At 62.7% G+C, this 21,513-nt stretch carries 13 protein-coding genes; 2 read left to right on the plus strand and 11 right to left on the minus strand.

Annotated features, from left to right (window positions below; genetic code table 11):
* Positions 1–129 precede the first annotated feature (129 nt).
* Together ACVOLS_RS07800 and ACVOLS_RS07805 are read right to left on the minus strand one after the other, a co-directional pair.
* Positions 130–738, minus strand: coding sequence for a DUF937 domain-containing protein (locus ACVOLS_RS07800; protein WP_481545148.1), 609 nt, complete (start codon positions 736–738; stop codon positions 130–132).
* Positions 739–893: 155 nt separating this feature from the next.
* Positions 894–2,540, minus strand: coding sequence for a catalase (locus ACVOLS_RS07805; RefSeq protein WP_282273065.1), 1,647 nt, complete (start codon positions 2,538–2,540; stop codon positions 894–896).
* A 204-nt stretch (positions 2,541–2,744) separates the two neighbouring features.
* Between ACVOLS_RS07805 and ACVOLS_RS07810 the strand changes: the two genes are divergently transcribed.
* Complete coding sequence (locus ACVOLS_RS07810) at positions 2,745–3,431, plus strand: helix-turn-helix transcriptional regulator (protein WP_481545149.1); 687 nt, start codon at positions 2,745–2,747, stop codon at positions 3,429–3,431.
* 73 nt (positions 3,432–3,504) lie between these two features.
* On the plus strand, positions 3,505–4,128 hold the full coding sequence (locus tag ACVOLS_RS07815) for a glutathione S-transferase family protein (RefSeq protein WP_481545150.1): 624 nt from the start codon (positions 3,505–3,507) through the stop codon (positions 4,126–4,128).
* Between the two features lie 212 nt (positions 4,129–4,340).
* Here ACVOLS_RS07815 and mutS read toward each other — a convergent pair whose 3' ends face one another.
* The 9 genes from mutS to ACVOLS_RS07860 all read right to left on the minus strand — a co-directional run bounded on the left by mutS (position 4,341) and on the right by ACVOLS_RS07860 (position 21,429).
* The gene (gene mutS, locus ACVOLS_RS07820; RefSeq protein ID WP_481545217.1) at positions 4,341–6,896 is read right to left on the minus strand and encodes a DNA mismatch repair protein MutS; all 2,556 of its coding nucleotides are present in this window, start codon (positions 6,894–6,896) and stop codon (positions 4,341–4,343) included.
* A 388-nt stretch (positions 6,897–7,284) separates the two neighbouring features.
* Positions 7,285–9,591: a TonB-dependent receptor gene (locus ACVOLS_RS07825; RefSeq protein WP_481545151.1), complete on the minus strand. Its 2,307-nt coding sequence runs from the start codon at positions 9,589–9,591 to the stop codon at positions 7,285–7,287.
* A 1,291-nt stretch (positions 9,592–10,882) separates the two neighbouring features.
* On the minus strand, positions 10,883–12,217 hold the full coding sequence (locus tag ACVOLS_RS07830; RefSeq protein WP_481545152.1) for an amino acid permease: 1,335 nt from the start codon (positions 12,215–12,217) through the stop codon (positions 10,883–10,885).
* A complete protein-coding gene (locus ACVOLS_RS07835; RefSeq protein ID WP_481545153.1) occupies positions 12,214–13,119 on the minus strand; it encodes a cation diffusion facilitator family transporter in 906 nt (301 codons plus the stop codon). The genes ACVOLS_RS07830 and ACVOLS_RS07835 overlap by 4 nt, the downstream gene beginning before the upstream one ends.
* Before the next feature lie 256 nt (positions 13,120–13,375).
* Positions 13,376–15,664: an Orn/Lys/Arg family decarboxylase gene (locus ACVOLS_RS07840; RefSeq protein ID WP_481545154.1), complete on the minus strand. Its 2,289-nt coding sequence runs from the start codon at positions 15,662–15,664 to the stop codon at positions 13,376–13,378.
* A gap of 29 nt (positions 15,665–15,693) precedes the next feature.
* Positions 15,694–17,043: an arginine/agmatine antiporter gene (gene adiC, locus ACVOLS_RS07845; RefSeq protein WP_481545155.1), complete on the minus strand. Its 1,350-nt coding sequence runs from the start codon at positions 17,041–17,043 to the stop codon at positions 15,694–15,696.
* A 105-nt stretch (positions 17,044–17,148) separates the two neighbouring features.
* Entirely contained in the window at positions 17,149–18,567 is a 1,419-nt protein-coding gene (locus ACVOLS_RS07850; protein WP_481545156.1) for a DcaP family trimeric outer membrane transporter, read from the minus strand.
* 209 nt (positions 18,568–18,776) lie between these two features.
* On the minus strand, positions 18,777–19,898 hold the full coding sequence (locus ACVOLS_RS07855) for a metallophosphoesterase (protein ID WP_481545157.1): 1,122 nt from the start codon (positions 19,896–19,898) through the stop codon (positions 18,777–18,779).
* A 97-nt stretch (positions 19,899–19,995) separates the two neighbouring features.
* Positions 19,996–21,429: a GGDEF domain-containing protein gene (locus ACVOLS_RS07860; protein WP_481545158.1), complete on the minus strand. Its 1,434-nt coding sequence runs from the start codon at positions 21,427–21,429 to the stop codon at positions 19,996–19,998.
* Positions 21,430–21,513: the final 84 nt, after the last annotated feature.

Genomic DNA, 21,513 nt, shown 5'->3' on the forward strand with positions numbered 1-21,513 from the left:
CTCCGTTTTTCGTGCTGTTCTTGGGGTTTTTTGGTTCTAAAATGTTTTTCCCGCTCCCTTTGTGGGGGCGCCACTACAGAAACAAAAAACGCCACCTTACGGTGGCGTTTTCAATCAACCGCTACCTGCTCAGCGCTTGCCGCTGCCCAACAAGCCACTGCCCAGCCTGATCAGGTCGCTGACGCCAAACTGGCCGTCGCCGTCCTGGTCCAGCACGCTGCCCAGCAGACCGCCGCCGATACCGCCGGCCTGCGTCACCTGCTGCTTCTCCTGGCCCAGGATCTGCGCCAGACCATCGGGGTTGGCCTGGGCGCCGCCGCTGCTCATGCGCTGGGCGATGTAGGCCATCACGATCGGGGCGAGGATCTTCAGCAGCTGGCTGGAGCTGCTCGGGCTCAAGCCGGTGGCCTGGGCCAGGCCGGTCTCAGCGCGGTCCTGGCTGCCGCCGAAAATGTGGCCGAGGATGCCGGCGCCGTTGGCTGCCGGGCTGTTGCCGCCGCCCATCACCGCGCCCAGCACGCTGCCGATGTCCAGGCCGCTGTGGTTGTTTTGCAGTGCTCCGAACAGGGCTTCGGCGCCCTGCGGCTTGGCCGCGTTGTTGCCCAATGCGCCCATCAACAGCGGCAGCGCGGCGCTGATCGCGCCTGAGGCCTGCTGGCTGTCGATGCCAAGCTGCTGCGAAACCTGCTGCAACGGTGCGCCCTGCAGCTGGGAAAGAAGGTCGTCGGTCAGGCTCATCGGGATTCCTTGAATGGCGGGTTGCCGAGCGGCATGGTAACCCCCGCAAGGGGGCGTAAGTGAAGAGGCCGACGACGTGTTGGCTTGTGGGCGGAAACAGCACCGCCCGCGCAGGGCGGGCGGTGCTGTCTCGTCATTGGATCAACGGGCCGGGCTTACAGCTCGATGTCCTCGGCGCCCGGGGTGGCGGTCGGGAAATCGCTGCCCGGATGCGGCGGCGGTGCGAACGGATCAGCCGGGGCGGCTGCCGCGGCCAGCTTCTGCAGGGCGGCGGCGATGCCTGCGCCGTAGGCTGGATCGGCCTTGTTGCAGTTGTCGATATGGCGCTGCTTGATGAAGTCCGGCGCATCGCCCAGGGCGCGTGCAGTGTTCTCGAACAGACGCTGCTGCTGCGCGGCGTTGTAGCTGCGGAACAGGGCGCCGGGCTGGCTGAAGTAGTCGTTGTCGTCTTCGCGGAAGTTCCAGAAGTCGGCATCGCCACGGATCTTCAGTGCCGGCTCGCGGTACTGCGGCTGCTCCTGCCACTGGCCATAGCTGTTGGGCTCGTAGTGCGGCAGGCCGCCGTAGTTGCCGTCCACACGCATGGCGCCATCGCGGTGGTTGCTGAAGACCGGGCAGCGGGCGGCGTTTACCGGAATCTGGTGGTGGTTGACACCCAGACGGTAACGCTGCGCATCGGTATAGGCGAACAGACGCGCCTGCAGCATCTTGTCCGGCGACGGGCCGATACCCGGCACCAGGTTGCTCGGTGCGAATGCTGACTGCTCCACGTCCTGGTACCAGTTGACCGGGTTGCGGTTGAGCTCGAACTCGCCCACTTCGATCAGCGGGTAATCGCTCTTCGGCCAGACCTTGGTCAGGTCGAACGGATGCACGCGATAGGTCTCGGCTTCCAGCTCCGGCATGACCTGCACGAACAGTTTCCACTTCGGGAACTCGCCACGCTCGATCGCCTGGAACAGGTCACGGCCGTGGCTTTCGCGGTCCTTGCCGACCAGCACTTCGGCCTGCGCATCGGTCAGCGCCTGCACACCCTGCTGGGTGACGAAGTGGAACTTCACCCAGAAGCGCTCGCCGCCCTCATTGGTGAAGCTGTAGGTGTGCGAACCGAAGCCGTTCATATGACGGAAGCTGCGCGGGATGCCGCGGTCGCTCATCACCACGGTGACCTGCATCAATGCTTCCGGCAACAGGGTCCAGAAGTCCCAGTTGTTGCGGGCGCTGCGCAGGTTGGTGTGCGGGTCACGCTTGACCGCCTTGTTGAGGTCGCCGAACTTGCGTGGGTCGCGCAGGAAGAATACCGGCGTGTTGTTGCCGACCAGGTCCCAGTTGCCTTCCTCGGTGTAGAACTTCAGTGCGAAGCCACGGATGTCGCGCTCGGCATCGGCCGCACCGCGCTCACCGGCCACGGTGGTGAAACGGGCAAACATCTCGGTCTGCTTGCCCACCGCCGAGAAGAGCTTGGCGCGGGTGTACTTGCTGATGTCATGGGTGACGGTGAACGTACCGAATGCACCGGAGCCCTTGGCATGCATGCGGCGCTCGGGAATGATCTCGCGATTGAGGTTGGCGAGTTTTTCAAGCAGCCATACATCTTCCATCAGCAACGGGCCGCGCGGGCCTGCGGTCTTGCTGTTCTGGTTGTCCACCACAGGCGCACCGAAGGCGGTGGTCAGCGGCGTCACCGGTGCGTCGCCGTGCTGCTGCTTGGGGGTGGTGCTGGTGTCACGCTGCGACTGCGCGGCCTGCTCGGGGGAGGGGGCGCTGTGGTACGGACAGGTCGGCTTGGTGTCGTTGCTCATGGCTGGCTCCTGCTGGCGTTGGGGTAGTTCTTGCACCGACTGTAACCACCGACGTGTTAAATGAATAATCAAATGAACTGCTCGCTCTGATAGGGCTTACCTATTGCTCAGCTAGCCGGGATAAATGCGCTCTGTTGATGCCGCAGGCTCAATGCGCTGGCCGTCAGCCGGTATGCTGGGCACCTGCCTGTGCCGGAACCCCCAATGAGTCAACGCGCTGCCCGATTGCTGCACCTGCTGGATGAATTGCGGCGGCGCCGCACGCCGGTGCGCGGTGCCGAGCTGGCGCAGCGCCTGGAGGTGAGCTTGCGCACCGTGTACCGGGATATCGATGCCTTGCGCGCGCAGGGCGCCGATATCGCGGGTGATCCGGGCATCGGCTACCAGCTGCGGCCGGGTTTCCTGCTCCCACCGATGATGTTTTCCGCCGAAGAGCTCGAAGCGGTGCTGCTGGGCGCGCGCTGGGTGGCCTCGCATGGCGACCCGGAACTCGCGGCTGCAGCCGACACCGCATTGCAGCGTGTCATCGGCGTGCTGCCCGAAACGCTGCGCCTGCAGGTCGAAACCAGCGGCCTGTTCGCACCGCACTGGCACGCGGTACCACCGGAGCCATGGCTGCCAGCCTTGCGCCGTGCCATCCGCGATGGCAATGCGGTGCGCATCCAGTACCGCGACGTCGAGGGCAGGGTCAGCGAGCGCATGATCTGGCCGTTCGCGATGGCGTTCATGGCCGACGTACGCATGCTGGCCGCGTGGTGCGAAATGCGTGGTGATTTTCGTCACTTCCGCGCTGATCGATTGCTGGCACTGGAAGACACCGCGCAGCGCTATCCAGCGCAACGTCATCAGTTGTTGAAACGCTGGCGTGCGCAATGCATGACGGATACATGATGCGTCACTGCTGACAGCGGCTGTCAGTAGCCCCTGCGCACACTGTCGGCTCCTTACAACGCAGGTGCCTGACATGACCGATATGCTTACCTTCTACAGCCATCCACATTCGCGCGGCCGCATTACCCGCTGGATGCTGGAAGAAACCGGTCTGCGCTACGACGCGGTGATGCTGGAGTACGGCACCAGCATGAAGTCAGCGCAGTATCTGGCAATCAATCCGATGGGCAAGGTGCCGGCCTTGGTGCAGGGGACAACCGCGATCACCGAGAACGCCGCGATCTGCCTGCACCTGGCTGATCTTGCGCCGGCCAAGACCTTGTTGCCGCCAGTGGGCAGTGCCGAACGTGGAGAATGCTATCGCTGGGTGCTGTTTGCGGCCGGGCCGTTGGAAGCCTTCGTCACCGACCGTCGCCATGGTGGCTTGGCACCGCCGATGGAGGCCGGTTATGGCACCGCCGAGGATCTGTTGCGTACGCTGGAAGCAGCAGTTGCCGGCAAGCGCTATCTGGTGGGGGACAGTTTCACCGTCGCCGATCTTTATATGGCGTCGTTCCTGAGCTACTACATCCGCGTAGGTGAGCTTGAGGCCAAGCCGGCATTCACGGACTACTGCGCCGTCCATCTGCAGCGGCCGGCGTCGGTGCGTGCGGGCGAGTTGGATGATGCCTTGCTCCCGCTTGTGGGAGCGGCGTAAGCCGCGAAGCTGACATTGCTCGAAAGGCAGAAAGAGCCAACCCCTCCCCAACCCTCCCCTTGGCCTTCGGCCAAAGGGCGGGGGTAGAAGCCGTAGTGCCGAGCCATGCTCGGCAGCGGGTTGCGCCGGGAAAGCCCCATGCCGAGCATGGCTCGGCACTACAGGTGGGGCTTCATGCCGAGCATGGCTCGGCACTACAAGTGCGCTGCGGCTCAGATCAGCGACTTCACCCGGTACAGGGCTTCCAGCGCCTGCTTCGGCGTCAGCTCGTCCGGATCAATCGCCTGCAACGCATCCAAGGCAGCCGAGCTCGGCGCGGCGAACAAACCAAACTGCTGCGGCGCATCCAATGCCTGTGGCGCCATCGCCGCGCTCTGGGTTTCACCGCCACGCTGTTCCAGCTCGGCCAGGCGACGACGTGCCTGGGCGACGGTGGACTTGGGCAGGCCAGCCAGTGCCGCCACCTGCAGACCAAAGCTGCGGTTGGCCGGGCCGTCCTTCACCGCATGCATGAACACCAGCGTGTCGCCGTGTTCCACCGCATCTAGATGCACGTTGGCGATGCCGCTGGCGCCGCCTTCATGGCTCTCATCGGCCAAGGCGGTCAGCTCGAAGTAGTGCGTCGCAAACAGCGTGTAGCAACGATTCTGGTAGGCCAGGTGGCGCGCGACCGCATCGGCCAGCGCAAGACCGTCATAGGTCGAGGTGCCGCGGCCGATTTCATCCATCAACACTACCGAATGTTCGGTGGCGTGGTGCAGGATGTAGCTGGTCTCGGCCATTTCCACCATGAAGGTGGACTGGCCCTTGGCCAGGTCGTCACCGGCGCCGATGCGGGTCAGGATGCGGTCGATCGGGCCGATCACCGCGCGGCTGGCCGGCACGAAGCTGCCGATATGGGCCAGCAGCACGATCAATGCGTTCTGCCGCATGTACGTGGACTTACCGCCCATGTTCGGGCCGGTGATGACCAGCATGCGACGGTCTGGATGCAGGTCCAGGTCGTTCGGCTCAAACGGGGTATCGCGTACCGCTTCGACCACCGGGTGGCGGCCGCGTTCGATGCGCAGGCAGGCCTCTTCCTGCAGTTCCGGCTGCGACCAGTCCAGCGCCTGCGCGCGTTCGGCGAATGCCGCCAATACGTCGAGTTCGCTCAGGGCGCCAGCGCAGCGCTTCAGCGGTTCCAGATGCTGGCCAACGATATCGAGCAGACCTTCGTACAGCAGTTTTTCGCGACTAAGCGAGCGCTCACGTGCGGACAGCACCTTGTCCTCGAAGTTCTTCAACTCCTCGGTGATGTAGCGCTCGGCATTGGTCAGGGTCTGACGGCGGGTGTAGTGCACCGGCGCTTTATCGGACTGGCCCTTGCTGATCTCGATGTAATAGCCGTGCACGCGGTTGTAGCCGACCTTCAAGGTGGCGATGCCGCTGGACTGGCGCTCGCGTGCTTCCAGGTCGATCAGGAACTGGTCGGCGTGGGTGGATAGGCGGCGCAGTTCGTCGAGTTCGGCGTCATAGCCTTCGGCGATCACGCCGCCATCGGAGAGCTTCAATGGCGGCTGTTCGGCGATGGCACTGGCCAGCAGATGGGCGCTTTGATCGTGCGAGCCAAGCTCGGCGCGCAGCTGCTGCAGGCGCGGCGAATCCAGCGTGTCCAGCTGCGCTGTGATTGCCGGCAGCAGGGCCAGGCCGTCGCGTAGGGTGGAAAAGTCGCGCGGGCGCGCAGAGCGCAGCGCCATGCGGGTGAGGATGCGCTCGATGTCGCCGAGGGCGCGGAAGCTGTCGCGCAGGTCGGCGTCGGTACCGCGGTCGATCAGCGTTGCCACTGCATGATGGCGCTGCTGCAGCACATTGCGCAGGCGCAGCGGGCGGTGCAACCAGCGTCGCAGCAGGCGCCCACCCATCGGTGAGACGGTGCTGTCGAGCACGCCAAGCAAGGTATTGCGGGTGTCGCCGTCAACGCGCGTATCCAGTTCCAGATGGCGGCGGGTGGCGGCATTCATCGCGATCGCTTCGCCGGCGTTCTCCATCGAGATGGAGGTCAGGTGCGGCAGGCGCTGCTTCTGGGTTTCCTCGACATAGCCGAGCAGGGCGCCAGCGGCACCGGTGGCGCGCGGCTTGTCGTCGATGCCGAAGCCGCTGAGGTCATGCAGCTTGAAGAAGTTCAGCAGGTGGCGGCGGCCGCTATCAGCGTCGAACAGCCACGGCGCACGACGGCGCACGCCATTGCGATGGCGCAGGAATTCCGGCCAGTTTTCCTCGTCCGGCACCAGCAGCTCAGCTGGTTCCAGTCGGGCCAGTTCGGCCTCAAGCGCGTCATCAGTGTCGACTTCGTTGACCAGGAAACGACCGCCAGCCAGATCGGCCCAGGCCAGGCCGTAACCGGCCTTGCTGCGCGACAGCGCCATCAGCAAGGTGTCGCGGCGCTCGTCCAGCAGGGCCTCGTCAGTGACGGTGCCCGGGGTAACCACCCGCACCACCTTGCGCTCGACCAGGCCCTTGGCCAGCGCCGGGTCACCGATCTGCTCGCAGATCGCCACCGACTCGCCGACCGCGACCAACCGTGCCAGATAGCCTTCAAAGGCGTGCACCGGCACACCGGCCATCGGGATCGGCGCGCCACCGGAGCTGCCGCGCTGGGTCAGGGTGATGTCGAGCAGACGCGCGGCTTTGCGCGCGTCGTCATAGAACAGTTCGTAGAAATCGCCCATCCGGAAGAACAGCAGCAGGTCCGGGTACTCGGACTTGGCTGCGAAGAACTGCTTCATCAACGGGGTGTGTTCGGGCTTCTTCTCGGTCACGCGGGGTCCACTTGGTCGGTTGGGCAGGGGGCTGCCGCAAAGAGGACCATTGTAGGCGCTGTGCCCCGGCACACGAAGTGGCCATGTTCACCCGGGTTGCGTACCTGTGCGCCCTGCCAGTGTTGCCTGGCTTGGCGAGCGGTGTGAATGGGGCAGCGCATCACCTGGAGGGTTGGTGCTGTAGAGGCGCGGGCTTGGGCTGAACAACGGTATTGTCCCAAGCAAGGTTATTGCCTGATGCGCATGGCGTCTGGCGGCGGCAGGCGGCTGCGCAGGGAAGGCGCGTTGACGGATGAGATCCGGCAACGAGAGGAGGGCGCCTGTTGCAAGCCTGTTTGGCCGGAGGTCCGCCTGTTTAGAAGTTCAGCGTCGCTGTAACTCCGACCGTACGGAAGCTGTCCGGACCGAGATATTGGAAGAGCCCGCCCTGGTTCAGCACCGTCCCGAATGAAACGAAGCTGCGGTAGTGCTCGTCCAGCAGGTTGCGCGCATACAACGAAACTTCCCAGCGACCGTCCTCGGCGCCTATGCCAACTGAAAGATTGGCTATGCCGTAACCTTTGGTGCGGGTGTGGGATTGAGCCACCGAGTTGTAAAAAGTGCTTCGGTAGTTCCAGCCACCACTTGCATTGAATGCCAAGCCGTTGCCCAGCGCATGTGAGTAAAGGCCACTGAGGCCATAGCTGTACTTTGACACGAAGGTTGGCGAGAACCCGGACATGTCTCCCATCAGAATGCCATTGACCAGCTCGCAATTGGCGTCGCTCTCCACTTCGCAGCGCCCGTAATAGTCTACGAACTTGGCATCGGTGATCGCACCATTGGCAAGCAAAGTGAAGTCGGCAGATGGGCGCCAAGCTACTTCCAGCTCAACGCCCTGGGTACGCATCTTGCCCGCATTGGCCATACCAAAGCCCAACGTCTCTGGAATGTAGGTCTGTGCCTGGAAGTCCTTGAAGTCGGAGCGGTACAGGCTGGCGTTCACGGTCAGTACGCGATCCAGGAACTGCGATTTGACGCCAATTTCGTAGGCGGTGGATTTTTCAGGCTGGATCTTGTTGGAGCTGGTGCGTGTGGCATCTACCGTTGGGCCCTTGTAGCCAGTGCCGACATTGGCGTACCACATCAAGTTTGGTGTCTGCTGGAACTGGATGGCAGCTTTACCCGAAACATTGGCCTTGCTGATCTGCACGGACGACGCGACGGTCGAGCCGAGGTAGACGATGGGCAACCCATCCACGATCGGAGGGGTCAGCGGGGTGATGCCCGATTCCACGTTGTCATGGGTATAGCGCAGTCCGGCGCTGGCTGACCAGCGTTCACTCAGCGGGTAATTGCCGTTGGCGTAGAAAGCGTAGCTTTTTGTGTCGGCATCGATGTGCTGTTTGGGGCCAGTCACTGAAAACAACCTGGTCGGTTCGGTCGAGGTCAAGTTGAAGCCACCGTAGCCCATGTATTCGTAAGTGCTTGCAACGTTCACATAGTAGGCGCCGAGCACGTAGTCCAGCTTGTCAGCGAGTGTTTTTCCGGCAAGGCGGAATTCCTGGCTGATCTGGTGGGCACGGATTGTCGTCAGATTGTTGTTGAGGTAGTCGCCCGGTGTCTGGTCGATGTCGTGCATCTGATACACGCTTGAGCTGCGGTATGCGGTCACCGAGGTGAGCTGGGCACCACCGGCAAGCCGGAGGTCGGCTTTTCCGCTGAACCCGGTAACGCCTTGGAAGGCCAGCGCCTCGCCGTCGCCAGGGCCGATGAAGTTGTCCCCGCCTACGTTGGCAAAGCTGGCAAGGGCGTTGTTGTACGCCGCATCGTTACCCAATGTGTAAGGGATGTTTACTGTACGGGTAAGTAAGGTCTGTCGTTCCGCTGTCAGCAGCAAGTCGAGGTTTTCAGTAGGAGTCCACAGCCACTTGCCACGGACACCTTTTCCGGTCTGGTCGCCTATGTTCCAGTCGTGGAAGGCACTGGGTATCGCGCCGTCCTGGTCCTTGTAGTAAGCGGAAATGCGGACTGCGGCATTGTTTGAAACCGCAAGGTTGCCCGTCAGGCGCGCGACGTGCTCATTCCGTTCGCCCAGTGAGAGCGAAACGGTACCGCTGTTGGTGCCTATTTCCGGGTTATGGGTACTGATGTTGACCACGCCGGCGGAGGCGTTCTTGCCGAACAGCGTACCCTGTGGTCCACGCAGTACCTCGATGTGCTCCACATCGCTGAAGCCTGCAACACCGAGGTCGCGCGGAATGCCGATGACGACATCGTCAACCACGGTGCCGACGGTCTGCTCGGAGGCAACGCTATAGGCTTGCGTGCCGATGCCGCGGATCTGGAAACCACCACTATTGGAGGTGCCTGCTGTAGCCGAGAACGACACACCGGGTGCCAGGTATTGCAGGTCGGAGATGTTGCTCATGTTGGTGCGGTCGAGCTGTTCGGCCGTCACTACACTGACGGAGATAGGCGTACGTTGCAGGGGCTTGGCCTGGTGGGTGGAGCGTACCGTCACCGTGTCCAGGTCCTTGGTGGCAGGCTCCGAAGCGGCAGTCTGCTCCGTGGCCAGCGCGGGTTGTGCGGCTGCCAGCGCGGAAAGCAGGGCCAGTGACAAGTGTGTGCAACGCGGCCCGCTTCCGGGGCTCCGGTGTTGGTGCGTGGTGGATTTACTCATGCATTTCTCTCCGATGGTGCGGCTGGGAACCGGTGGGTCCGGTGGGTTTGTGCGTTGATCTGTTTGCGCAGGTGCCGTGCTTGCTGACGCTTGCCACCGTCGAGAAATTCAGCCGGGACATAGTCAACACGGCGATTCAACGTGGGTCTGAATAAGGTTGCTTCCGGTCCGGCGTAGTGGCCGCTGAAAGCACGCGGTGAGCCGTGACGTAGGAAGCTGCTACACGTTGGCGTAGCGGGCTCCGTGCCTGGTCTCTATCCGCAATGTTTGCCGCAAGTGCTGCATCAGAGCGGGGCTCGCTGGGGCAGGTGGATAGAGCAGCGACGCGGGTGCTGACGTTGTGCACAAGATGGAATGGCCGCCTGCATCCAAACGTTGCGTACGACGTCCAGGCTTGCCGTTTGCCAATCGTCGGATAATCCGCTCAGCGCTGCAGAGCGGCCTACACGAGCAGTCAGTAGTCAGTGGTTTGCTGACGGTTGCTGGCAGGGATGTTGATATTGCCTTGCGTTCCATTTCCGTAGTGACTCCACGCACGTTGGTCAATGCTTGCCACGCGTTGCGGGAGCGAAGATGTTCACTTGGTAATGTCGGCGTCAATGGGTTGCTGCGAGTTGCGCGAATTGGAACATTTCAGCGAAAAGTTGCAGGTGTTATCGAGCGGGATAGTTGTTTGATTTTCATCAATGGCGATGATGCAAGTGTGCATGGTCTGCGTTTATCCAAGTAAGGATTGCAACGCCGCTTGCTGCGTAGGCGATGCCTGTTTGCGCAGAGTGCGTGAGGGAAAGGCGAGTGGCGGAACGCATGAGGGGACGGATACTTCGACTGCGATGGGTACAGCTCGCTCTGCACGCCTGAGAAGGCATCTGCGTAGGCGCCGGCATTGGCGGTCGCTGCGAGGGGAGGCGAACCCGGCGGATGGCGCCAGAAGCAACATGGCGAGCGTGAGGTATGTGTCGCGCATGGCGGTCGCTTTGCGCTAGGCGTTCAGGTGCTCAGCGGTCGAAGCAACTTGCGGCGGTATGGATCTACCCGCAACACTGGGTGCGGATCTTCGGTGCCAGCACTGATGGCAATCCCATCGTCAGCAACGAGCGTGTAGGAACGCAACGTCTGCGGGTTGCAAAGGTGCCAAACGGATCTGGCGGTATTGCTGGCACAGCCGGACAACAACCCTGGGGGCTAGGCGCGAATTTGTTGCCTGTCATTCCTGCGCATGGGCAGCTGACGCTCTGGCCTGGCAATGCGGTCTGCTTCACCGCCGTATTTGCGGTGTCGATGTCGCATACTATGCACGGCTGGATTTACGTTCTTTGCTGCTTTCCAGCATCCGCTGGCGGAAGAACGGATACAGTGCCGCGCTGAACAGGATCGCCACCGTGGCGTAGGCGAGCAGTTGGGCATCTGCGCCGAGAAGCGCGTACAGGCAGTAGGCGATGGCGGCGGCCGCGGTGAACAGGCAGGCCGCGCGCATCCAGCCCTGTTCGCCACGATCAAGGGTGGTGCAGATCAGTGCGCCGGCAGAGAAAAGGTAGGGAATGATGGTCAGCAGAACCGCGATATTGGTCAGCTGGTCGAACTGGCGGGCCAGTGTGGGTGAGGAAGTCACCAGCAGCAGCGCGCTCATCAGTACTGCCACGATCATCAGGCCGGTGCCGGGCATGCCGTGCTTGTTGAGCCTGCAGAACACGCGCGGGAACAACCCGTCTTCCGCTGCTGCCTTGGCAGACTGTCCGACCAGCAGCATCCAACCGCCCAGCGCGCCCGCTGATTTGAGAATCGCGCACAGCGCGATCACCAGGACGCCCCAAGGGCCGATCATCAGCTGTGCGACATCGGCAAACGGTGCCGAGGAATCGCGCAGCTGCGCCATCGGCACCATGCCCATGATCACCAGCGAGCAGCTGATGTAGATCACCGCCGCCAGCGCCAGTCCGAGCAGGGTGGCCAGCGGGATATTGCGCTTGGGGTTGTCGATGACATCGGCCGATACCGCTGCGCTCTCCACGCCCATGAAGGCCCACAGTGCGATCGAGGCGCTGCGTGAGATGGCTGCGCTGTCGTCCATGCCGCTGACGTTCCAGCCGGCACTGAACAAGGCCGGGTCGAACCACCACCAACCGAAGATGGCGATACCCAATATCGGGATCAAAGCCAGCAGCAGAGTGCCGGTCTCCAACGCGCCGATCCAGCGTGCACCACGTGCATTTGCCAGACTCAGCAACCAGATCACCGCCAAGGTAAAGCCCAATCGTGGGTAGACATCCTGCAACCAGGGCCACAGGTGGCTCAGATAGCCGGTAACTACCAAGGCGATGGCGACGTTGCCGATCCAGTTGCCGAACCAATAGGCGTAGTTGCTGACGAAGCCGATGTAGTTGCCGAAGGCATCGCGCGCGTAGGCGTAAGGGCCGCCGGGCTGCGGATCGAGTTGTGACAGGCGAGCGAACACCAGTCCCAGCGCGATGGCGCCAGCGGTGGCTATCAGCCAGCCTACCGAGGAGATGCTGCCGACGGTGGCCAGATTTGCCGGTAGCAGGAATACGCCGGTGCCGATCATGTTGCCGGCAACCAGCATGGTCGCCATGGTCAGGCCCATCTTCTTGGGGTTTGGCGGGCTCATGTCCAGGCCGGGTCGGAGGTGAAGTCGATGGTCAGCCAGAAGCGTCCCGAGCGTGCGTCCAGCTGCGCAGCGATCTCATCGCGCAGGCGGTCGACATCACCGATGCTGCCGAGCTGTGTATCGGGTCTGGTCAGGATGTGGATCTCGACGAACTGCATGCGGCCGATTTTGGCAACGTGGCTGGTGAAGCCTTCGAACTGGTGCTTGGCGACGAACGCCTGCATCACCTGTTGCACGAGTTGATCCAGCTCGCTTGGTGCTACCTGCAGGACTTCGCGCGCAGCTTTCCATGCTCCAAGCAGCGGCACTGGTAGCGTCGCCAAGGCGATGCAGGCGAGCACCAAAGGGTCGAGGTAGGGAATCCAGTGTTCATGGGCGCCGCCGCGGAGTGCCAGTGCGATGACGAAGGACAGCACCACGGCAAGGCTCATCAAGCCGGTAAGCAGCCATGCGCGTGCGTCCAGGCGCAGCAGGCCGGATTGCAGCCGCCGCGCGTGACGGCCAATCCACACCGCCATCGCCAGGTCAACCACGGCCAGCAAACCGGCCCAGAGCAGGCCAGGGCCAAGTCGTGTCTCGTGGCCGCCGTCGCTGAAGCCGATCACTGCATTGGCCAGTGCGTAGATGCAGGCCAGGCTGAGGATCGCGCCGCCCAGCGCTTCGACCATGGGCTCAAGGTGCCAGAAACCGTACTGGAAGCGTGGGCTCTGCTCACGGGCCATCAAGCGCAGTACAGCAAGAGCGACCAGTGTCAGTGCCACGTCGACCAGACTGTAGATGCCATCGAACAGGATCGCTTGTGAGCGCGCGAGCATGCCACCAAAGAAGCCGATCGCAGCAACCAGTACGGTGGCTGCGATGGAGAGTTTCAACACGCGTTGTTCCTGGCGGGTGCTGGTCATTTGGTTGGTCGCAGGCCCGGTAGCCATGTAAGGGGAGCTAGGCTTTGAAAGCCCCTCTCCCGTTTACGGGAGAGGGGTTGGGGTGAGGGCGCTTTGAAAGCACGCGGAGCAGATTTTGAGTTGAGCTGGGCGGAGCCAGAGCCAAGGCCAAAGTGCAGAAAGCCAAAAAACCAAAAGCTCCCCTCATCCGTCCCTGCGGGCCACCTTCTCCCGCAAGCGGGAGAAGAAACAGCTAGCGCCGAGTCTTTCCTCTAGCTCAAATCTTCAAAACCTCCACCCGATAACTCGGCTTCTCACCGCTGTTATCGATGATCAAGCCATGCACATCCGACTCGAACCCCGGGAAGCGCGCGTTCTGCTCACGGGCGATGCGCAACGACTGGATGATCGGTTCATCGCTGGCGCCAAAACGCTCGCCCGGCATGATGGTCGGGATGCCCGGCGGATAGGGCACCAGCATGGTGCCGGCGACGCGGCCGCTGAGCTGGTCGATATCCACCCGCTCGATCTCGCCACGCACCAGATGGTTATAGGCCTCGGCCGGCGTGATCACCGGCTCCGGCAGCTCCACATACATCTCGCGCATCACCTCGGCCACGCGGAATTCCCGGTTGAATTCATGCAGGGCCGTGCACAGGTCACGCAGGCCCCAGCCGGCGTAAGCGGCAGCATTGTCGTCGAGCAGGCTGGGCAGTGACTGGCTCAGCGGTGCATTGGCGTCGTACAGGTCCTTGAAGGCCAATAGCTCCGTGACCAAGGTGCTCCACTTGCCCTTGGTGATGCCCATCGAAAACAGGAACAGCACCGAGTACAGGTTGGTCTTCTCCACGGTGATGCCGCGTGACCACAGGAACTTGCTCAGCACCGCTGCAGGAACGCCCAGCTTGCCCATCTCTCCGTCCATCGACAGGCCGGGCGTCAGCAGGGTGACCTTGATCGGATCGATCAACACATAGTCGTCGGCGAGATTGTCGAAGCCGTGCCAACGTGCATCCGGTCGCAGGTACCAGTCCGGCCGCGAGGTGGCCATCGGCTTGCTGCTGTCGCCCTTGGCCAGGGTGCGCTCCACGCCATCGGGCTGCCAGACCTTGAACCACCAGTCATCGCGGCCCAGGTCCTCGCTGACATGCAGCATCGCGCGACGGAAGGCGACGGCTTCGTCATGCATTTCCTGCACCAGCGATTTGCCGGCGTCACCTTCCATCATCTTCGACGCCACATCGCAGGAGGCGATGATGCCGTAATGCGGACTGGTGGAGGTGTGCATCATGAAGGATTCGTTGAAGCGTTCCGCGTCCAGTTCCCGCGTTGCCGCGTTGCGCACGTGGATCATCGATGCCTGCGAAAACGCAGCCAGCAGTTTGTGCGTGGAGTGGGTGGTGAAGATGATCGCGTCCTGCTCGCGCGGCTTGCCCTTGGCCATGCCGTAGTGGTTCTCGTAGAAGGGGTGGAACGCGGCATAGGCGTACCAGGCTTCATCGAAGTGCAGGAAGTCCACCGCGCTGCCGAGGTTGTCGGCAATCTTCTCTGCGTTGTAACAGAGCCCGTCATACGTGGAGTTGGTGACCACCGCGATACGCGGCTTGGCACCGGGCTTGGCCGCCTTGCTGGCCAAAGGATTGGCCTGGATCATCTTCTGCAGTGCCTCTCCAGAGAACTGGTCAAGACTGATCGGCCCGATGATGCCGTGGGCATTGCGGCTGGGAGTGAAGTACACCGGAATGCCGCCGGTCATGATCAGCGAGTGCAGCAGCGACTTGTGGCAATTGCGGTCGACGAACACGATGTCGCCACGCGCCACCGTTCCATGCCAGACGATCTTGTTGGCAGTGGAGGTGCCATTGGTGACGAAGAAGGTGTGGTCGGCGCCGAAGTTGCGCGCGGCCTCGGCTTCGGCGTCACGGATCGGGCCGGTGTGGTCGAGCAGCGAGCCCAGCTCCGGCACCGAGATCGACAGATCGCTGCGCAAGGTGTTCTCGCCGTAGAACTGGTGCAGTGCACGGCCTACCGGCGACTTGGTGAAGGCTACGCCGCCCGCATGACCGGGCGTATGCCAGGAGTAGTTGGACTGTGCCGAATGGTGGATCAACGCCTTGAAGAACGGCGGTAGCAGCTTGGCCATGTAATCGTCGGCGGCGCGCATTACCTGGCGGGCGATGAAGCTCTTGGTATCCTCGAACAGGAAGATGTAGCCGTGCACGAACTTGAGCAGCTTGCTCGGTATCTTCTCGATGGTGCGACGTTCGCCGTACAGGAATACCGGCAGGTCGGCGCGACGCTGGCTCTGCTCGCGCAGGAAGGCGAGCAGGCGCTGGAACTGGTCGTCATCGTCCTCGGTGCCGTCGATGGAGATCAGCACCGCCGACGCTGCCACATAGGTGCGTGCGCCGGCGCGGGCATCGTCCAGGTTCAGGCCCGAGAGCACGCGCTGGTCGCTCTTGCGCAGTTCTTCGGCCAGAGCGCGGATGAGGATGCCGGCGATACGCGGCGATTCGTAGTCGGCATCGATGATGACGATCGGGTAATCGAGTGATTTGAAGTACATGATGTTGTTCCTATCTACCGAGCGGGGGATCAGTTCGTGCTGGCACGGGCGGTGCCATTCGGAGTGAATTTGGCAAGGCGCTGCTTGCGGCGCTCATCGCTGAAGAACGGATAGAACACGGTGATGAACAGTACGAACAGGAAGGCGTACTGGACGATGCTGCCGGACGAGCCATAGATGGCCCACAGGCAGTAGACGACGGTGATGCTGGTCAACACCCAGAACGCGCCGGTATGGACGAGGGTGTGCGAACGCTCCACCACGAAGTAGCAGGCCACGCAGGAGTAGATGTAAGGCAGCAGGGTCAGTACCACCGCGGCCGATGTGATCACGTCGAACTGCGCGGATGCGGTTTCCGAGGTGGAGGTGATCAGTACAGCCAGGGTCATCAGCACGGCGACAATCAGCACGCCTTTGACTGGCACTTCATCCTTGTTGATCTTGCTGAAAATGCCGGGGAACAGGCCGTCATCCGATGCCGCTTTGGCGCTCTGTGCAGTCAACAGGATCCAGCCGCCCAGTGAGCCGGCAGCGCCGACGAAGGCGCACAAGCTGACCAGCGCGCCGCCCCAGCCGCCAACTGCGTTTGCGGCGGCCAATGCGAATGGCGCATCCGATACCTGCAGGTCGGCGTTGGGCACCATGCCCATGATCACCGAGGAGCTGGCTATATAGGCGATTGCCGCGAGGAACACGCCAGCCAGGGTGGCGCGGGCAACGTTCTTCTCCGGATTCTCGACCACACCTGCAGTCACAGATGCGGATTCAACTCCGATGAACGCCCACAAGGTCAGGGCCGCCGCGCTGGAGACGGCGCCGAAGTTGGATTGGCCGGATACGTTGTAGGCGCCCTTGAAGATGGTCGGGTCGAAGTAGAACCAGCCGAAGACGGCGATGCCAAGGATGGGTACCAAGGCAAAGCTGGTGGTCACCGTCTGCACGCGGGTGACGAAGGATGGACCGATGACATTGGCAAAGCTCAGCGCCCATACCAGCGTCAGCACCGCGATACAGCGTGGCACGGGCTCGGACAGGATCGGGAAGAAGTAGCTGAAGTAGCCGACCGCCGCGATCGGAATGGCGACATTGCCGATCCAGTTGGCGAACCAGTAGATGGTGTTGGTCTGGAAGCCCATGTAGGGGCCGAACCAATCACGTGCATAGGCATACGGGCCGCCCGCCTTCGGTGCCAGCTTGCCGAGCTTGGCGAACACGAAGGCCAGCAACAATGCGCCAGCGGTGGTTATCAGCCAGCCCCAGATCGAGGCGGTGCCGATCTTGGCCAGGCTGGAAGGCAGCAGGAAGACGCCTGAGCCCATCATGTTGCCTGCCACGAGGAAGGTCGCGCCGACGACCCCGATTTTCTTCTGACCTGCCATGACTATCTCCTCTCACCGGCATTGCCGGGTAATTCGATGGGAAGGACATTGCGTGAATCGTTGGGTGGCCAGCCGCACGTGGCGCGTGCAGTCATCGGCTGCCTGTTACTTGATGAAGTTGTATTGCAGGCTGCCCTGCAGGCGCAGGGTGTCCGCATCGTGGCCGTTCTGCAGCTGCTGCTGGCCGTACAGCAGTTCCATGCCCATGGTCCAGGACGGTGCCGGGCTCCACAGCAGGTTCAATGCCGCGTAACGGCTGCGACGGAACGCATCGCTGGCCAAGGCATCGGCGCTGTCGATCTGCAGTTGCCCGTAGATCAGGTTGGAACGCCACAGGTCCGACCAGTAGTGGGTATAGCCGAAGAAACCGCCACGCAGTGGAAGCGCTCTGAGCCGGCCGTCGCTATCGAGGGCGGCATCGAGATTGGAGCCGGTGAGGTCGGCGGTGTAGCGGCTGATGCCCTTGCCGCCGATCAGGCCGAACAAAAGCAGGTCGCGCTCGGCTACGGAGTAGGAACCACTCAGTTGCAGGCCGCCGCCGAACGTGCGGTCGCTGCGGCCATCGCCGTCGTAGCCAAGGCTGCGCAGCACCGCGCCCAGCTGCAGGTGGCCCCAATCACGCTCCATGCGTGCGACCAGGCTGATGTCGGGCAGGTGCTCGGTCTTGCTGTCGTTGTCGCCGGTGTTGGCGAGCTGCGAATCGGGGTTCTCAGCCGCCACGGTCAGGCTGTTGCCCTTGCCCAGCGCGAAGCTGTGGTGGATGCCCGCTACCAGCAGATAGCCGGCCGCGCCGGGGCCGGCAAAGTCCAGTGTGTCTGGCAGCGAGTCGGCATCCATGAAGGTGGAATAGCCGTAGCCGGCATAGGTATTGCCCAACTGGCCGTACGCGTGGCGCAGGCGGAATTCGTAGCTGTCGCTGCTGCCGAAGAAGTCGTTCTCCAGGTAAAAACGCAGCTTGCCGTGTGTGGTTGGGCGCCGTGCCTCGAAACTGAAGCGGGTCTGCTTGGCGTGCATGCCGAAGTGCGAGACATCACGGTGCGGGCTGTCGACCGGAATCGACGAAGGAATGAATTGCTCGGTATCACCAGCGGCGTGGCGGTCTGCAATCGCATCGAGCTTGGCATAGCCGCCGAGCCGGATCATGGTGTCGGTGCCGGGGATGGCAATGAAACCTTTCAGTTCCGGGTCGGTCGGTGACGGCGCGTTATCCAGACGTGAGGCAGCGGTGGAAGGGTCTGCGACCGAGTCACGCGCCGGCAGGATGCTCTGTGCGGTGATTGCTTTGCCGGTGCCGGCAGCTGTTGTATCCAGGGGGGAGGTCGCGGCAGGCGGCGGAGGTGGTGGCGGTTTTGGGGTGGGACTTGCCTGTCCTTGCTCCAGTGCATCCAACCGCGCGTTGAGCGTTTGCAGATGCTGCTGCGCCTGCGCGATCTCCGCCCGCAATGCGGCAACGGAGTCCTGCGCGCCTGCTGCGCCGGGTAGCAGCGCAAGTGGCAGCAATGTGGCCAGCGTCAGTGGTTTCATCGCCTGTTCCGTGGAGAAGAAAACGTCACTCACGGCCGGAACATATCCCCGCCGCGATTCACCTATCGCTTGCGTGGCGACACGCTGACTGCCCCCTCAGGCCTGCGTGAAACCTGCCTATTTACCATCGTTGAAATCAGGTTATGACTACGTGAATTTGGGATGAAACCTAATGTCATAAACGGTGATTTCTGATAGCTGAAATGGCTTCAGTCTTCGCGATCCACCTGGCCAATTTCCAGCGGCATCCGCGTGCCATCCAGCAACCCGCGGCTGAGCTTGCCGTCCTCGATGAACAGCAACTCGCCGTTCTCGCCGTCCTTGATGCTGCTGTCGATGGCGATGATGCGGTCGCCGTGGAAGCTGCTGACGTGTGACATCGAGGTGTGGCCGACCACGATGCGCTTGAGCCCGAGCTGGTCGAGCACGCTTTGCACACCTGCAGTATCCAGCTGGCCATTGAAATAGCCGCGGTACCAGATCGGGCTGGTCTTGCCGTCGTATAGCGGTGCGGTGGCCGGATCCGCTTTCACTTCTGCCTTGGGCCGGCCCAGCGAGGCCTGATACGCGGCGTTGGTGGCCGCTGGAGCGAGCGCGAGTTGTAGTGCATCAGGCGAGATGCCGCCATGCAGGAACAAGGTATCGCCGATGCGCAGCAGTACCGGACGCGTGCGCAGCCATTGCCCGATCACCGAATCGCTGCCGTACAGCTGCGGGTAGCTGCGGCCCAGCAGCTGGGCGCTGCGCAGGTACTTGGGATTGACGTAACGCAGGTCGTCGTACAGCACCATCGTTTCATGGTTGCCGAGCACGAAGTGCACTGCACCGCCAGCCTGCGCGGCCTGCTGCTGCAGGCTGTAGAGCAACCAGAAGGCTTCGGTGACCTGCGGGCCACGGTCGAATACGTCGCCGGCGATGACCAGCGTGTCCTGACCCAATGCCCAGTTGTCGTCGCTGTCGATCACGCCGTTGGCGCGCAGCAAGCGGCGCAGCAGATCGTACTGGCCATGGATGTCGGAGACGGCGACGATTCGCGGCACTGCGGGCAGTACCTCACTCGTCGGCACAGCGAGCGGGGCGATACGCAGTGGATGCGGATAGCTGCACTCTGGTGCGATGACACGGGCGATATCACGCCTTGCCTTCAACTTCCGGGAAATCACCCGATCGTCGCAGATCCATTGTGCCTGCAGTCGCTTGCCGTCGCGGAACACATAGGGGCCATCGGCCTGCACATGCGCCGCTGGCTGCGGCACCTCGCGGGCATTGGCATCCAGGGCGGACAGGGCACTGCACAGCAGCAGGATGAGCAGGGCGCGGAGGATGTGCATTGCAGGCTTCCAGAGGCGGGTGGCCGTTTGCACCCGCCTGCAGCCTATGCGTTCGCTGCACCTACAGCATGTGCTATCGGTTGGTGCCGTCTGCGGCTCAGTCGCGGCGCAATGCGTTGCGGCCCGGTGCGGTGGGCAAGGCATCGCTGCCAAGTACGACGCGATTGCGGCCCTGTTTCTTGGCCTGGTACATGGCGGCGTCGGCACGTGCCATCACCCGCTCGTAGTCCGGGTGGCCGTCATACAGGGCGACGCCGATGCTGGCGCTGATGGGCAGCAGCTGGCCGTCGGCCAGGGTGACCGGTGTATCGACCAGGCGTCGGCACAGGCCATCGGCGATCACCATGGCCTGGCGTTCCTCCACCGCCACCAGCACAACGACGAATTCTTCGCCGCCGTAGCGGAATACGTAGTCGCTGCCACGGGTGAACTGGCTGAGGATGCCGGCGACGTGTTGCAGGGCGCGGTCGCCAGCTTCGTGGCCGTGCTCGTCGTTGATGGCCTTGAAGTGATCCAGGTCCAGCAGCAGCACGGCAAAGCTGTCGCCGGACTTTTCCGCCAGCTCGATCTCGCGGCGCAGTACGGTGGGCAGGAAGCGGCGGTTGAGCAGGTTGGTCAAGGCATCGCAGCCGGCATCCAGTTCGCCGATGCGCTCGAACAACATGCCAAGCAAGGTGCGGATCTGGCTGACCTTGGAGCGCACATCCTGTAGCTGCGCGGTACGCGCGGCAGGGTCGTTGTCCTGCTGCAAGGTGTGCTGCAGCAACTGGTCGACGTCATGGATCAAACCGCTGATCTGGCGGGTCTCGGAGCTCTCGCCAAAACTCGGAATGCCTTTGTGGTTGAACCAGAGACCGAACTCCGAACGTGCAAGGGTCTGGAAGCTGCCCAGGTCGCCCTGCGCCGCCAGGGCGTACAGGAGGGTATTCTCCCAATCCAGCAGCAATGCACGCTGGCGTTCGCGCTCGGTGCTGACGTTCTGCACCAGCGAGAACAGCCGGTAGGCGGCATCCGTGCGTGAGGAACGTTCCCGTGCGTTGGAATAGGCCAGTGTCATACCCTCCAGTGCGATGTCGAACGATGCGGTGAGGCTGGCAATGGCGGCATGTGCGGCTTCGCCGTGTCCGGCCTGCGCGCCGATCAGCTGGAACAGGCGTTGCTTCAGCACGCGGGTGCCACGGGTGACCAAGTCAACCGGTATGCCCACGCGTGCATGCACATCGCCGATGACGCGCTGGTTGGCGATCAGCTGCTCGACGTTGTCGGGCGTTGCGCGCAGCAGGTCCCTGACCCAACGCTGCATGGCCGGTTGCAGTCGTACCCGGACCTGGTCGTGTGACATCGAGCGTGAGGCACGCGCGTCGTTCATCATGACCTTGTAAAAATGCGCGGCCAGTTCAGCGGCATGCGCGTCTGCCAGGCTCGCGAGGATCTGGCTCGCATCAGTGCCGGCGGCGTCGAGACTGTGTTTCCAGGCATCTGCGAGCGCGCTGCTGTCGGTGTCTGGGGGTGGTGCGGGGACGATGTTCATGCGTACGACCGGTAAAGTGCCAAGAGGCAGCCGACTATTATCGGCAGCAACAACAGGTTTTTGAGGACGTTGTGTTGATGGCTG

The sequence above is a fragment of the Stenotrophomonas sp. STEN038 genome, assembly GCF_056759895.1.

Excerpts from the sequence above, each read along its gene's own strand:
- ACVOLS_RS07800 (WP_481545148.1), bottom strand. The coding sequence starts at position 738 with ATGAGCCTGACCGACGACCTTCTTTCCCAGCTGCAGGGCGCACCGTTG.
- ACVOLS_RS07805 (WP_282273065.1), bottom strand. The coding sequence starts at position 2,540 with ATGAGCAACGACACCAAGCCGACCTGTCCGTACCACAGCGCCCCCTCC.
- ACVOLS_RS07810 (WP_481545149.1), top strand. The coding sequence starts at position 2,745 with ATGAGTCAACGCGCTGCCCGATTGCTGCACCTGCTGGATGAATTGCGG.
- ACVOLS_RS07815 (WP_481545150.1), top strand. The coding sequence starts at position 3,505 with ATGACCGATATGCTTACCTTCTACAGCCATCCACATTCGCGCGGCCGC.
- mutS (WP_481545217.1), bottom strand. The coding sequence starts at position 6,896 with ATGAAGCAGTTCTTCGCAGCCAAGTCCGAGTACCCGGACCTGCTGCTG.
- ACVOLS_RS07825 (WP_481545151.1), bottom strand. The coding sequence starts at position 9,591 with ATGAGTAAATCCACCACGCACCAACACCGGAGCCCCGGAAGCGGGCCG.
- ACVOLS_RS07830 (WP_481545152.1), bottom strand. The coding sequence starts at position 12,217 with ATGAGCCCGCCAAACCCCAAGAAGATGGGCCTGACCATGGCGACCATG.
- ACVOLS_RS07835 (WP_481545153.1), bottom strand. The coding sequence starts at position 13,119 with ATGACCAGCACCCGCCAGGAACAACGCGTGTTGAAACTCTCCATCGCA.
- ACVOLS_RS07840 (WP_481545154.1), bottom strand. The coding sequence starts at position 15,664 with ATGTACTTCAAATCACTCGATTACCCGATCGTCATCATCGATGCCGAC.
- adiC (WP_481545155.1), bottom strand. The coding sequence starts at position 17,043 with ATGGCAGGTCAGAAGAAAATCGGGGTCGTCGGCGCGACCTTCCTCGTG.
- ACVOLS_RS07850 (WP_481545156.1), bottom strand. The coding sequence starts at position 18,567 with ATGAAACCACTGACGCTGGCCACATTGCTGCCACTTGCGCTGCTACCC.
- ACVOLS_RS07855 (WP_481545157.1), bottom strand. The coding sequence starts at position 19,898 with ATGCACATCCTCCGCGCCCTGCTCATCCTGCTGCTGTGCAGTGCCCTG.
- ACVOLS_RS07860 (WP_481545158.1), bottom strand. The coding sequence starts at position 21,429 with ATGAACATCGTCCCCGCACCACCCCCAGACACCGACAGCAGCGCGCTC.